Origin of the sequence: Dyadobacter sp. 22481 (assembly GCF_052044875.1) — a bacterium.
GTDB lineage: Bacteria > Bacteroidota > Bacteroidia > Cytophagales > Spirosomataceae > Dyadobacter > Dyadobacter endophyticus.
In genome coordinates this window covers 1,150,042-1,164,230 of the sequence record NZ_JBQENV010000002.1, presented here as the reverse complement: position 1 = coordinate 1,164,230, position 14,189 = coordinate 1,150,042, and the positions used below count along the sequence as shown (strand labels likewise).

8 protein-coding genes are annotated in these 14,189 nt (G+C 49.7%); 5 read left to right on the top strand and 3 right to left on the bottom strand.

Going from position 1 to position 14,189, the window contains the following annotated elements:
* Positions 1 to 79 precede the first annotated feature (79 nt).
* Positions 80 to 1,246: a transcription antitermination factor NusB gene (gene nusB, locus ACTJJJ_RS14820; protein WP_188933882.1), complete on the bottom strand. Its 1,167-nt coding sequence runs from the start codon at positions 1,244 to 1,246 to the stop codon at positions 80 to 82.
* A 234-nt stretch (positions 1,247 to 1,480) separates the two neighbouring features.
* Here nusB and ACTJJJ_RS14815 point away from each other — a divergent pair, with 234 nt between their 5' ends.
* Positions 1,481 to 3,262, top strand: coding sequence for an ABC transporter ATP-binding protein (locus ACTJJJ_RS14815; protein WP_188933884.1), 1,782 nt, complete (start codon positions 1,481 to 1,483; stop codon positions 3,260 to 3,262).
* Between the two features lie 49 nt (positions 3,263 to 3,311).
* Here ACTJJJ_RS14815 and ACTJJJ_RS14810 read toward each other — a convergent pair whose 3' ends face one another.
* Positions 3,312 to 4,079 (bottom strand): XRE family transcriptional regulator, encoded by a 768-nt coding sequence (locus ACTJJJ_RS14810; protein ID WP_426293133.1) that lies wholly within the window; start codon positions 4,077 to 4,079, stop codon positions 3,312 to 3,314.
* A 134-nt stretch (positions 4,080 to 4,213) separates the two neighbouring features.
* Here ACTJJJ_RS14810 and dinB point away from each other — a divergent pair, with 134 nt between their 5' ends.
* Together dinB and ACTJJJ_RS14800 are read left to right on the top strand one after the other, a co-directional pair.
* A complete protein-coding gene (gene dinB, locus ACTJJJ_RS14805) occupies positions 4,214 to 5,443 on the top strand; it encodes a DNA polymerase IV (RefSeq protein ID WP_188933886.1) in 1,230 nt (409 codons plus the stop codon).
* Positions 5,444 to 5,518: 75 nt separating this feature from the next.
* Positions 5,519 to 8,488 (top strand): DNA polymerase III subunit alpha, encoded by a 2,970-nt coding sequence (locus tag ACTJJJ_RS14800; protein ID WP_440702199.1) that lies wholly within the window; start codon positions 5,519 to 5,521, stop codon positions 8,486 to 8,488.
* Here the strand turns inward: ACTJJJ_RS14800 and ACTJJJ_RS14795 are convergent.
* The gene (locus ACTJJJ_RS14795) at positions 8,460 to 9,749 is read right to left on the bottom strand and encodes a hypothetical protein (protein WP_440702198.1); all 1,290 of its coding nucleotides are present in this window, start codon (positions 9,747 to 9,749) and stop codon (positions 8,460 to 8,462) included. The two genes, ACTJJJ_RS14800 and ACTJJJ_RS14795, sit on opposite strands and share 29 nt — an antisense overlap.
* A 228-nt stretch (positions 9,750 to 9,977) precedes the next feature.
* Here ACTJJJ_RS14795 and ACTJJJ_RS14790 point away from each other — a divergent pair, with 228 nt between their 5' ends.
* Positions 9,978 to 10,601 carry a GyrI-like domain-containing protein gene (locus ACTJJJ_RS14790; protein WP_440702197.1) on the top strand — a complete coding sequence of 208 codons (624 nt, stop codon included), beginning with the start codon at positions 9,978 to 9,980 and terminating at the stop codon, positions 10,599 to 10,601.
* 158 nt (positions 10,602 to 10,759) lie between these two features.
* Positions 10,760 to 13,570, top strand: a complete 2,811-nt coding sequence (locus ACTJJJ_RS14785; RefSeq protein ID WP_440702196.1) for a M16 family metallopeptidase — start codon at positions 10,760 to 10,762, stop codon at positions 13,568 to 13,570.
* Positions 13,571 to 14,189 lie beyond the last annotated feature (619 nt).

Sequence of the window (14,189 nt, the reverse complement as noted above, 5' to 3'; positions counted from 1 at the left end):
CAAACGGGTGTCAGCTCATTTTATTTATAATGGCCTCCAAAAATTGTTCCACTATACCCGGCCCCAATTTCGTCAGCTTTTACTTATTATCAATCAAACCGCGCCCGCTTTTTCTGATCACGCCTTCCTTAGCAAGTTTGACCGAAAGCACGTCCAGGACGCCGTTCACAAACTTACCACTTTTTGGGGTACTGTACCTTTTTGCGATCTCAATAAACTCATTGATGGTGACTTTCACAGGGATACCCGGAAAATGGATGAGTTCCGCAAGGGCTGTTTTGAGGATAATAAGGTCCACCAGCGCGACCCTTTCAAGCTCCCAGTTTTTCAGCTGGTCTTCCAGGTAAACATCGTACTGATCGCTTTCCTTTACTACGATTTTGCAAAGTTCTTCCACAAATGCCCTGTCCTCTTCCCAATCCTTGGTAAGCGGCGCGAGCTGGAATGTGTGGGCAAAATCGGCAGTACGCAAGGTTTTGATCGCCAGGCTCCGGATCAGTTCGCTGTGGTCTGCCCAATAAAGATCACGTTGTTCGAGGTAGTCGAGCGAAACCTCGTGTTTGAGGATAACCTGGCGCAAGATATGCTGAACAATCTCCTGGTCTTCCTCCGGCGTATGCGACGCCGACCTGCAATAAGCTTCGTAAGTTTCGTCCTTCCGCAATGCCTCCCGGTAAATTTTCCGGATCAGGTTCATTTCGTTGGTCCAGTTGATGCCGCTGCGGATAATCTCCTCTTCAAGCGGTTTATCTTCCTGCAAAACCTTGATCACCCGATTGCTATCCAACCCTGAATCTTTGGGAAATGGTGCCTCCGGGTCTTCGTACCTGCGCTCGCGATCGATCTTTGACTGATGCGAAAGTTCGATCAGCATCGACAAGATCCTGATGAAGTCGACGTAAATCGTTTCCGTCTCATTCAGAACCCTTCTAACGAGTTTTTCTCCATCCGTATTAGTCTGCCGGTTGTACGCTTCATAAGCGGTTTGGGCCACTCTCAACACCCGGTCGGGCAATTCTTCATCGCCATTCGGCTTGCCGTTCTTAATGAACTCGTCGAGCGTCATGTTCGCGAGCCGCTTCATGCCCGAGAGTTTTTTCTTGTCCTGAAACTCCATGGAGTTGAGGTCTGGTGCAAATGCCTCTTCAATGCGGTCAAGTGCCAGTAAACGGTTCGCATCTGCTGTGAGCTGCCGCGCATAAAGTGCCTGAACCGCCTTGGTTCTTAGTAATCTTCTATTCAGCATAAGCCGGAATACTATTTGGATAAAAGGTACAGTAAATCAAAGAACGTGTCCGCGTGTATTGCAGGAACATTTCTGTATGTGCCCTGCATTTGGTGTTTTTAAAATTGACCGCAAAATTAGACTATTTTGTTCACAATCGGAAAATTGAGACGCGTCGTTTTAATTTTGCAACGATTTGGCAAAATAGGATGTTGCTCAGAAAGCGTCCTGCGCCGTCGACAAAAAACTGAACAGGTGAAAGCATTAAAATCCCTAAACAAATATTTGTGGAAGTATAAATGGTACCTCATTCTCGGAATCATTTTTACGATCATATCCAATCTTTTCGGCATTATCCCTGCCCAGCTCGTCCGTTACGCACTCGACCTGGTGATCGAAACGCTCGACATTTACTATCTCTACAATGGTGTATCGCTGCAAAGCGATATGTATGACATTTTCGCATTCAGCATTCTGCTCTACGGCTTTCTGATCCTGCTCATGGCGCTGCTGAAAGGCATATTCCTGTTCCTGGTAAGGCAAACGATCATCGTCATGTCGCGCCACATCGAATTTGAGCTCAAAAACGATATATACGCACATTACCAGACGCTTCCTGCGGCATTTTTCCGTCGCCACAGCACAGGCGACCTCATGGCGCGCATCTCGGAAGACGTGAGCAATGTCCGCATTTACGTCGGCCCGGCATTGATGTACGGCATTAACCTGATCGTGTTGTTTTTCCTGGTTATCTCTTACATGATCTCAGTCAGCCCGAAACTGACCCTCTTCGTTTTACTACCCCTACCTGTGCTTTCGATAAGTGTTTACGTGGTGAACAGCATGATCATGAAGCGCTCACAGGAGATTCAGAAGCAGCTTTCGGCGCTTTCAACTTATGTGCAGGAAGCATTTTCGGGCATACGCGTCATTAAGTCCTTCGTTCAGGAAGACCGGTCTTTTAGTAATTTTCAAAAGGAGGCCGAAGTTTTCAAAACCAAGTCGCTGGGCCTTACCAAAGTAGATGCGTTCTTCTACCCTATTATTCTCCTTTTGATCGGCCTGAGCAACATTCTGGTCATTTTTATTGGCGGTCAGGAAATTATCAATGGCCGCCTCACGCCGGGTAATATCACCGAATTTATACTGTACGTCAATATCCTGACCTGGCCGGTAATGGCTTTGGGGTGGACAACCAGCCAGATCCAGCGTGCAGCCTCGTCGCAGCTCCGGATCAATGAGTTTTTGAATCAGAAAACGACACTTGTTTCTGAAAAGAATATCAGCAGGGCACTGAATGGCAAGATTACCTTCCGCCATGTGGGTTTCATCTACCCCGATTCGGGCATCAAAGCATTACAGGATTTTGATCTTACAGTTGAAGCAGGTGAATCGGTAGCGATACTGGGAACGACCGGCTCGGGAAAAAGCACATTGGCACATTTGCTATGCCGACTATACGACCCGACCGAGGGTCAGATATTGATCGACGACATTCCGATGAAGGACTACGATGTAAGCGGGTACCGTCGCCAGATCGGCTACGTGCCGCAGGATGTGTTCCTCTTCTCGGACAGCATTCAGAACAACGTGCGGTTCGGCACCGAGGATATGCCTTTTGAAAGAATTGAGCAAGCTGTGAAGGATGCCGATCTTTACAACAACATCAAAGATTTCCCACAGGGCTACGACACCATGCTTGGCGAAAGGGGTATTACACTCTCCGGCGGCCAGAAACAGCGGCTTTCGATTGCCCGCGCCATCGCCCGCGATCCGAAAATCCTCGTCCTCGACGATTGCCTTTCCGCGGTAGATACCAATACTGAAAACATCATCCTCAACAACATGAAGCGGATCATGGACCAGCGTACCTCGGTGATTATCTCCCACCGTGTCTCTTCCGCCAAACTGGCCGACAGAATCGTAGTCCTCGACGACGGCCATATTGTTGAACAGGGCACACATGCGCAGCTAATGGCACTGAACGGGGCATACAAGGAGCTTTATGAAAAGCAGTTGATTTCGGAAGAGGTGTAGTGTTTTACGCGCTTGCCAAATCCATCCGACCCGCAATAATTGAGTAACCCTACTGAACCAGCCTCTTCACCTCCTGCCGAAGCTCCCGCATTTCCTGATGCAGGCTCTGTAAGCTGATTTCGGTTTTGTCCGCTTCCAGGTTGAAAGACAATTTACTGTTGACTTGCCAAATTTCGCGGATATCGTTACGGTCGACGCGGATGGGTGCATACTCCGGGTTAAGCGATATAAGGTTTACAAAAGCCGAATCCTTCTCTTTCCTCACTTTCTTCACCAGCACGCTATCGACGGTCACTACCACATACATATTCTTATCACTCAACCCATCCCAATCGTCCACCGCACGGGCCCAGATCCATTCTCCCGACTGTATGGCCGGCGTCATACTGTCGCCATCAACCTGAAACCCCCGGAATGTCGCATTGCGGTATTCGGGCAGCGGGATGGTAAAGGCGGGTAACGCTTCAAACCATTGTGCGTCGCCGATATTGTTGGGATAACCCGCGGCTGCTTTTGCACTCACGAGTACAATGTTATCCTTACCGGACTGATCTACCGTCACGACTTTCGGATGGACAAATACTTTATCCGCATAAAGGTATTTCTGTGCACTGTCCCCAAATAGCCAGAGCGGATTGATGTGGTATTTTTTGAGCAGTTCCTTCACAACCTGCCCGGGTATGCGCGTACGCCCCCGCTCGATATCGGCGGTGGTCGCACTGATTCCCAGTTCCTCGGCAAAGGCCGCCTGGGTGAGATTGAGCTCCTCCCTTATCTGTTTAAAACGTCTGAATTCTTCATCAATCGCCATAAGCATGTTCGATGGGTTGCTGGTTGACCTTGCATTGATATTTCAAACTTACAAAAATTTTGGAATAATTCCTTTTAACAAATGGATATGATCCATATATTTGGAATAAATCCATAATTTTGTAAAAAATCCAAACAGTAGTGGACCGTGCGATATTACATTTCGATTTGGATACCTTTTTCGTATCTGTAGAGCGCAAGCAGGATAGTCGGCTTGAAAAAAAGCCTATTCTCGTCGGCGGAACCGGCGACCGGGGGGTAGTGGCTGCCTGCAGCTACGAAACCAGGCAATTTGGTGTGCATTCGGGCATGCCGATGAAGATGGCGCGGATGCTGTGTCCGGAGGCGACGGTCATTCGGGGAAACGGGGAAACTTATTCCAAACATTCAAAAGAAGTAAGCGAAATCATCAGCCAGAATGTACCTGTATTTGAGAAGGCAAGTATTGATGAGTTTTATGCGGATTTGTCGGGTATGGACAAATATTTCAATTGCTTTGGAATGGCCAGCGAGCTACGGCAGCGCATTATCAGGGAAACCGGCCTCCCGATTTCGTTCGGGCTGTCAACCAACAAGCTCGTTTCCAAAGTCGCGACCGGGGAAGCGAAGCCTAATAACCAGTTGCAGGTGGAGGCCGGCACCGAAAAAGTCTTTCTCGCCCCAATGGAGGTGCAGAAAATCCCGATGGTAGGCGAGAAAATGAACCAGACGCTCAACAATCTGGGAATCAGATATGTGAAAACGATCCAGGAAATGCCCATGGAAATAATGGGACAGGTTTTAGGCAAAAACGGCGTTGCGCTCTGGAATCGTGCCAACGGACTCGACAACTCTCCCATCATTCCGTTCCACGAGCGCAAATCAATTTCCAGTGAACGGACTTTCGGAAAGGATACGGGCGATGTGCGGAAAATGCGTGAAATGGTGAGAGCGATGGCCGAAACGCTGGCTTTCCAGTTGCGGACGGGGGAAAAGCTCACCTCCTGTGTTTCGGTAAAAATCCGCTATTCCGATTTCAATACATTCTCAAAGCAGCTGAAAATCGCCTATACGTCGGCCGACCATGTGCTTATCCCGCATATCGAAAGGTTGTTTGACCAGCTTTACAACCGGCGTATGATGGTGAGATTGGTAGGAGTCAGTTTCAGCGATCTCGTGACGGGCAACTATCAGATCAACCTCTTTGATGATACCGAGGAGCGGCTGAACCTCTATCAGGCCATGGATTACATTAAAACCAAATACGCCTACAATAAGGACGGCGATCAGATCCTGACCTGGGCCAGCACAATGGGCATCTCGGATATCGGCGCCATGGGAAACCCGTTCAACGGCGAGCCACCCATTATCCCGGCACATCGGAATGCTTAGTAGCTGTCTCAACTCTCTACCGGGCCACGTTAGTAGCGCCAAAGTAAGTACTCCGTTCCGTTCTTTCAAATACTCATGTTACTCAACTGTCACTCTTTTTTCAGCCTTCGCTTCGGGACGATTCCTGAGGATGAACTCCTTGCGCTTTGCAGGGAGAACGGATACGACTGTGTCGCGCTGACGGACATTAACAATACGTCGGGATGTCTGAACTTTATCCGTATGGCGCCCAGGTACGACGTTAAGCCCATTGTCGGGATCGATTTCCGTAATGGTGTGACGCAGCAGTTTGTGGCCCTGGCGAAAAACAACAGAGGCTTTCAAACATTGAATGCCTATTTGTCGGCTCAGAAACTTACGGATGTCCTATTCCCCGATCGTGCGCCGGAAATGGAGGACGTTGTATTTATCTATCCCTTCGAAAAGCTGAACAAAGAGCGGCGCGAACAGTTCCGGCCGAACGAGTACATCGGCATTTCAATGCAGGACCTTGACAAGCTGCATTACTCGCCGCTCCACCGGTTTATGGATAGGCTCGTTATCCAGCAGCCGGTTACGTTCCGGAACAAAAAGGATTTCAATGCGCACCGGCTGCTGCGGGCTATTGATGGCAATACGCTGCTGAGCAAGCTTTCTGTGTCCGAAACGGGTAAGGAAAACGAACAGATCGTGTCGGCAAAAGTGCTGGAATATCAATTTAAACAAAAAGATTTCCGGGCTATCCTCGAAAACACCCGCAAGCTGATGGATGAATGCAATATCCATTTCAGCTTTGGCGAGGAACGTGAACACCAGAATCTGAAAGTATTTGGCAAAAACGAGGAAGAGGATTTCAAACGGCTAAGGTCGATGAGCTATCAAGCACTTGGCTACCGTTATGGCGATAATATTACCGACGATATTTTCGACCGGATTTCCAAAGAGCTGGAAATGATACGGTTGCAAAATTTCGTACCGTTCTTTTTGGTCAACCAGGATATTGTGAACTACGCACGGCAGAAGGGCTATTACTATGTCGGCCGTGGCAGCGGGGCGAATAGCATCATCGCCTATTTGCTCAACATTACCAACGTCGACCCGATCGAGCTGGATTTGTATTTCGAGCGGTTTATTAACCTTCACCGCAAAAATCCGCCCGATTTCGACATCGATTTCTCCTGGCGCGACCGCGAGGACGTGACCCGGTATATATTCGATACCTACGGCAAAAATGGCCAGGCATCACTGCTGGCAACGTACAGCACCTTCCAGCACAGCTCGGCAGTGCGCGAACTCGGGAAGGTTTTTGGTTTACCGGCCTATGAAATCGACGCATTGAGTAACGGCAAATACGACCCGAAAAAGCTTGATCAGCTCTCAGGGCTGGTGATCCGGTACGCCGACTATTTACAGACCAACAACCAGCCAAACCATTTGAGCATTCATGCGGGCGGTATACTCATTTCGGAACGGCCAATGCACTATTTTACGGCAACCGACGTTCCGCCGAAAGGCTTTCCCACCACGCAATTCGACATGGTCATTGCCGAGGATGTGGGTTTGAACAAATATGACATCCTGGGCCAGAGAGGGCTTGCGAAGATCAAGGAAACACTTGAAATCATTCGTTACAACCGCCCTGAGGCAACCGATTTTGACATTAACGATGTACGGAAATTCAAAACCGACCCGAAAATCAATGATCTGATCAGGCAGGCGCAATGCATTGGCTGTTTCTACGTGGAGTCGCCGGCGATGCGGATGCTGCTGAAAAAACTGGAAGTGGACAACTACCTCGGACTCGTAGCAGCCAGCTCCATTATCCGGCCGGGCGTAGCCAAAAGCGGGATGATGCGGGAATACATCCTGCGCCACCGCCATCCCGAAAAACGGAACGAAGCGCATCCCCGCTTGCTGGAACTGATGGAGGAAACCTACGGCATCATGGTGTACCAGGAAGATGTGATCAAGGTCGCGCATTATTTTGCCGGCCTGACGCTCGGTGAAGCCGATGTGATCCGCCGCGGAATGAGTGGCAAATTCCGTGGGCGCGAGGAGTTTGAGCGAGTGAAAAAGAAGTATTTCAAAAACTGCCGGAGCAAGGGTTACGACGAGACAATGACGATGGAAATCTGGAACCAGATCGCCAGTTTCGCCGGATTTGCCTTCGCCAAGGGGCATTCGGCCTCCTATGCCGTCGAAAGCTATCAGACGTTATTCCTGAAAGCCTATTTCCCGTTGGAATTTATGGTGGCCGTCCTCAATAACGGCGGCGGCTTTTACGCACCCGAGCTGTACATCCACGAGGCACGGATGCTCGGCGCGCTCGTACATGCACCCTGCGTGAACCATAGCGAAGCGCAGGCGACGATCGAAGGAAGCCAGATTTACCTCGGCATGCAGTTTCTGAATGCGTTGGAAGAGAAAACCATCGAGCGGATACTCAGCGCGCGCAAGCAGGACGGCCCGTTCACATCCCTGAACGACTTTCTCGACCGCGTACCGATTTCGATCGAACAACTCACGATCCTGATCCGGATCGACGCATTCCGGTTTACAGGCATCGGCAAAAAAACGCTGCTTTGGAAAGCACATTTCCGGCTTAGTACCACGCCGGTTAAAGTACCGCAAAAACAGCTGTTCCATACCGAAATCAAGGATTTTGAACTCCCTGAGTTTCATTCGTCCATTCTCGACGATGCCTATGACCAGATCGAGCTCCTCGGCTTTCCGCTTTGCAGCCCGTTCAATCTGCTGAAAAACCCGTTACCCAAAAGCGTGATGTCGCGTGATTTACACAATTATGTGAATCAGGAAGTTGTACAATATGGATATCTAGTCGCGCTCAAAAACACCCGGACAACGCGCGGCGAGTCGATGCAGTTTGGAACCTTCCTGGATTATGAAGGACATTTTATCGATACTGTCCATTTTCCCACGGCGGCCGCGAAAGTGAATGGTTCGATCAAAGGCGTCTACAAGATCCGAGGCGTGGTGACGGAAGAATTCGGGTTTCTAACAGTCGAAGTGGCGGAAATTACGCGGATGGAATCTGCCGCGCGCTGACACCGCGCCTATTGCGTACGGACGCGATGTCTGAAACCAATTCCCAGAACAGCCATATCAGAAGGCCGTTCCGGATGTTCAGGATAACCACCATCTGCAGTTGCTTTGAAATCAAGCTGTAATAATGTCCCGGGAATATCAAAACAGTCAGCATCAGCACCACTGTGAAGATCAACGACGCCCTGACCCTGCAAAAAGGGATCAGTGGCAACAGCCAGATCAGGTATTGCGGGGAAAGAACCTTGTTGAGCAGGATAAATAAAAGTATCTGTGCCGCGGCCGCCGCGTTCAACCGCCGGAATGTAATGCCACCCGAAGCTTGTGCCCGGTAAAATGTCAGGCATAGAAAGATCATCATCGCCAGGAAACAAGCCGGTATCAGGATGTTGATGCATTGCAAAACAGCACCCGAAAGCGGCGTAACCAGATGCATGGCTCCGAAACTATGCTTAACATCGAGCGCGATCAGCCCGGTTTGTTCCAAAAGCAGTAAAATACCCCCTGCAAGGCTCTCGATTTGAATGCCGCGCAGCATGTGGTAATACATAAAATCGGAAGCAGCGTCCATCCCGATCCAAGCAATGCATCCGAGTATCGCAGCACAAATGCAACAGGCACCGGCCGCCAGCTGAAACAAGCCCCTCCCATTCCGGTTAAAAATACAATACACTCCGAAAACAGGGATCAGAACAATGCTATATAGTTTCGCTGCGATGGAGACCATCAGCGACATTCCCGAAATGAACGGTTGGCGTGAAACGTATGCAATGGCGAGCAACGTAAGCAGCGCCGGAAAGGGATCAAAGCGAAAAAGGAAAATGGGAAGGAAAAACAGCGTCGCTATCAGAAAGCGGGGCAGCGCGCTGCCGCTGGCGTCCAATCGGTTAATAATCCAGGCCATGACTGCTCCCAGTATCAGGTTTTGCACTATAAACCAGCAAACATAACTTTCGAACGATCCGCCTCCCAGCTGGCTGAGAACACCCGGAAGCAGAATTGGAATAATCGAAAAAAGCGGGTACTCGATGCGAAAATCACGATATGGCACCTGCCCGTTCATTATTTTTAAAGCAACGCTTTGGTACAGCGACAAATCCTGGATGTGACCATGGAAACGGAATAATAAGTAATAGCTTTCCAGGGCAAGGTAAACCAGGATCGCCGACAGCACCAGAACATGGCGCGGACTTTTTGTAAGGCACTTTCTTAGAACAGCATTGTCTGCGACAAGCTGCACGCCGGGGATTTTGAATTCAGACATTATCGGGACGGGGGTTTACATCCTTAGGGTATGGGTATGCAAAATTGATAATGCGTCCGGATAACTCTCCGGGTACATTTCCGTTTGTTAGTCTGTTTTTGAAGAAATTATTTAAAACTAGCAACTCCCGTGCATTTTCAAAACAATTAATTTTCGGAGCTGTTGCCATACAGTTGTCAACAGGTGGCTGTTTATTGCATGCATTGCCAACCTGAAACCAACAGAGCTATGGAAAAACTGGATCTTGCCAGGCATTACAAAAGTTACTACACCGCCAAGGGGAAACCTGAGCTGGCTTACATCGAAAAGGCGCAATACCTGTCTATTCAGGGTAAGGGCGACCCTTCGGGCGAGGAGTTCATGCAGAAAATCCAGCTGATATATCCGGTTGCCTATGCATTGAAATTCGAGTTCAAAGCACAAGGGAAAGATTTTGTGGTGGCCAAACTGGAAGGTTTGTGGTGGTACGACGAAAACCGTTTCAGGAACGCTACCATCGACAATGCCCCTCAAACCGTTCCCCGTAGTGAATGGGAATACCGGCTGCTGATCCGCATTCCTGAATTTATCGGGAAAGAAGATGTGGAGTCAGCCGTCGCCCAAACGGTGGCAGGAAAGGGATTAACCAAAGCCCGCGAGGTCACTTTTTTTGAAATAGCGGAAGGGAAAGTCGTACAAATGCTCCATACCGGCCCATTCGATAGCGAACCCGAAACACTGGCGAAACTGAACGATTTCATTACGGCCAATGCGTTTGGCCGTAATGGGCTGCACCACGAAATTTACCTGTCCGATTTCCGCAAAACACCCCCGGAGAAGCTTAAAACCATTCTGCGCGAGCCAGTTAAATAGCATATCAGTTGCGCCATTTGAGAAAAACAAACCGCCGGTGTTTCGTTTACGATACCGGCGGTCTTTTTACAAAACATTTCCGCTACACCCTTTGCAATCGCAATCTTTAACAATATATTTCGCCCCTCCTGAATTTTATCAAAATTAAAATTAGCAAAATGAAAAAGGCGTTCATAGCATTATGCTTGGCCGGATGGGGTGTGGTTTCTGTTGCGACAGTGCATGCACAGAACCTGAGCACTCAAAAAATCCCTCTCGATCCCAGTGTAAAAACCGGAAAACTGAAAAACGGAATCACCTATTACATTAAAAAGAACGCCGAACCCAAGAACCGGGCAGAGCTCCGGCTTGCTGTAAAAGCGGGTTCTGTACTGGAAACGGACGCACAGCAAGGGCTAGCGCATTTCATGGAGCATATGAATTTTAATGGGACCACGCATTTTCCGAAGAATGAGCTGGTCAATTTTCTGCAAAAAACCGGCGTGCGTTTTGGTGCCGATTTGAATGCGTATACGGGTTTTGACGAAACCGTTTACATGCTGCCCATTCCAACCGATTCGGCCGGCTTGCTCGAAAAGGGTATCCAGGTGCTCGAAGACTGGGCAAATGGCGCACTACTGGATCCTTCCGAAATTGAAAAGGAGCGCGGTGTGGTTTTGGAAGAATCCCGCATGGGTCGTGGCGCACAGCAGCGTATGCGCGACAAGTTTCTAAAAGTGATCCTCAACAATTCGCGCTATGCCGAGCGGCTGCCGATCGGAAAAGACAGCATTCTGAAAAGTTTCAAACCTGAGACAATCAAGGCATTTTACCAGGACTGGTACCGGCCGGACCTGATGGCCGTGATCGCCGTCGGCGACTTTGATGTTGCGAAAGTCGAGGCCCTTATCTCGCAGAAATTCGGCTCCATTAAGCCGCCTGTCAATCCCAAGAAACGGACCCGTTATGATATTCCGCTTGACGGATCTACCAAAGTGGCGATTGTAACCGACCCTGAGTACCCGCAGAACCTCATTCAGTTGATCTACAAACAGCCGAATACCAAGGAAAAGTCGTTACAGGATGTGCGGAACAACTTTGCGCAGGAACTGTACAATTCGATGATGGGCCAGCGTATCCAGGAGCTTACCCAAAAGGCCAACCCGCCATTCCTCTACGGGGCGAGCCAGTATGGTGATTTTCTCGGAAACCTGGATTCCTACACTTCCATCGCGCTCGCCAAAGACGCTGCCTCAATGAAAACTGCGTTGACAACACTGCTGGAAGAGAATGCAAGGGTCCAAAAATTCGGTTTTACACAACCTGAACTCGACCGTGCGAAGAAAGACTTTTACAACGCGATAGAGGAGGATTATAAAGAGCGGGACAAAACGAAATCAGCAAACCATGTGCAGGAATACCTGAACCACTTCCTCCATGAAAAGGCATTTATGGGTGCGGAAGCATATTTCGAGTTTGCCAAAAAGCACCTCGAAGGCGTGACGCTGGCGGAGATCAACGGTCTTGCTAAAAAATACATTACTGATAAAAACAGGGCCGTGGTGATCATGGGACCAGAAAAAAGTAAGGATGCACTTCCTACCGAAGCGGAGATCCGTTCCTTGCTCAACGAGGCTGGCAAGGAAGTGACGGCCTATGTGGACGACGTTGTGGACGCACCATTGCTTAAAACCGAACCCACACCCGGCAAGGTCATAGCTGAAAAGACATTGGATAAACTTGGCGTCACAGAGCTCACGTTATCGAACGGTGTGAAAGTGCTTTTGAAACCAACCGATTTCAAAAATGATGAAATCCTGATCAAAGCGACTGCAAAAGGTGGATATTCGCTTTTCGCAGGTGAGCGCGAGACCGGGATTTTCACCAGCTACCTCGTACAATCGGGCGGCGTGGGGCCCTACAACCAGACACAACTGCAAAAATTCCTCGCGGGCAAGACCGCCAGCGCAGGCCCGTACGTAAGCGAGTTGACGGAGGGTATCGGCGGCAATACCAATCCCAAAGATCTGGAAACGACGTTACAACTGATCTACGCCTATTTCACGGAGCCGCGTAAAGATGCCGATGTAGTAACCGGCATATTGGCAAACCAGAAAGCTTATCTGGAAAATATGCAAAAAACACTGACTCCGGAGAAAGTGTATTCCGATTCACTGAATGCGGTATTGACGAGCCACAATCCGAAACGTCAGCCTCTGAAACCCGAAAGTATCGACAAAGTGAGCCTCGACCGGGCATTTGAAATTTACAAAAACCGCTTCGCCGACGCGTCAGATTTCGTGTTTACCATTGTTGGCGCTTTCAAACCGGAGACCATTAAGCCGCTGATCGAGAAGTACCTGGGTAGCCTTCCGTCGAGTGATCGCGACGACAGTTTCAAACATCCTGACATTTTTCCACCAAAAGGACGCATCGAAAAGGTGATTTATAAAGGTTTAGAGCCTAAAAGCCGGGTAACATTGGTTTCGAGCGGCGAATACGACTACAACCCTGAGAACAACATCCAGATCGAAGCATTGCAGGAGATTTTACAAATTAAGCTCATCGAATCGCTGCGGGAAGAAGAAAGCGGCGTGTATGGAGTAAGCGTTTCAGAAGGAACTGATAAGTTTCCGACCGGCCACTATCGTTTTTCAATCGGCTTCGGCTGCGCGCCCGAAAATGTAGATAAACTGGTAAAAAGAGCGCAAGAAGAGATCAGCAAGATCAAAACAAACGGCGCGGACCAGAAGGATATCGAGAAATTCGTTGCCGAAACACAGCGAAAAACAGAAACCGCACTCAAAACCAACGGATTCTGGCTTGATTACCTCGACGACAACACCTTCCTCGGCGACGATCTGAATGAGATTTTCGAGCAGGACAGGCTGCTCAAATCAATAACCGTTGCGAGCACCAAAGCCGCTGCGCAAAAATACTTCAATGACGACAATTTCATCAAAGTGGTGCTGATGCCCGAGAAGAAGTAACAGTATCCCCGACTTTGGCTAAAGCCGGTCATGTGCTATGACGTCTAACCCAGGGCTGAAGCCCTGGGTTAGCATAGATGTTCGAGAGACGCTCGGCATCTCTACCCACCTTATGGATCTGCTATCACAGGACTGAGCCACGCAATACAACCCACACCCCAGGGCTTCAGCCTTGGGATACAGCCCGTCGCAGGACATCGCAGTCAGCCCCGGACATCCATCCCAAAGCGCTACACGCAACGCCCGGGCACCGCCGCACCATGGCCCACAATCCAAGGCTTCAGCCTTGGGGATACAGCCCCGTCGCAGGACATCGCATGCCAACCCCGGACATCTATCCCACAGCGCTACACACAACGCCCGGGCGCCGCCCCATGGCCACACCCCAGGGCTTCAGCCTTGGGATACAGCGCCCCCGCTACTCAGGACATCGCATATCAACCCCGGTCATCTATCTCAAGCGCTACACACACACAACGCCCGTGCACCGCCGCCCCATGGCCCACAACCCAAGGCTTCAGCCTTGGTATCACAGCTCCCTCCCGCTACTCAGGACATCGCATATCAACCCTGGACATCCATCTCAAGGCGCTACACACACAACGCCCGGGCGCCGCCG

What these genes read in the sequence shown, in the direction of transcription:
- nusB (WP_188933882.1), bottom strand. Translation starts at nt 1,246, where the DNA reads ATGCTGAATAGAAGATTACTAAGAACCAAGGCGGTTCAGGCACTTTAT.
- ACTJJJ_RS14810 (WP_426293133.1), bottom strand. Translation starts at nt 4,079, where the DNA reads ATGCTTATGGCGATTGATGAAGAATTCAGACGTTTTAAACAGATAAGG.
- ACTJJJ_RS14800 (WP_440702199.1), top strand. Translation starts at nt 5,519, where the DNA reads ATGTTACTCAACTGTCACTCTTTTTTCAGCCTTCGCTTCGGGACGATT.
- ACTJJJ_RS14795 (WP_440702198.1), bottom strand. Translation starts at nt 9,749, where the DNA reads ATGTCTGAATTCAAAATCCCCGGCGTGCAGCTTGTCGCAGACAATGCT.
- ACTJJJ_RS14790 (WP_440702197.1), top strand. Translation starts at nt 9,978, where the DNA reads ATGGAAAAACTGGATCTTGCCAGGCATTACAAAAGTTACTACACCGCC.
- ACTJJJ_RS14785 (WP_440702196.1), top strand. Translation starts at nt 10,760, where the DNA reads ATGAAAAAGGCGTTCATAGCATTATGCTTGGCCGGATGGGGTGTGGTT.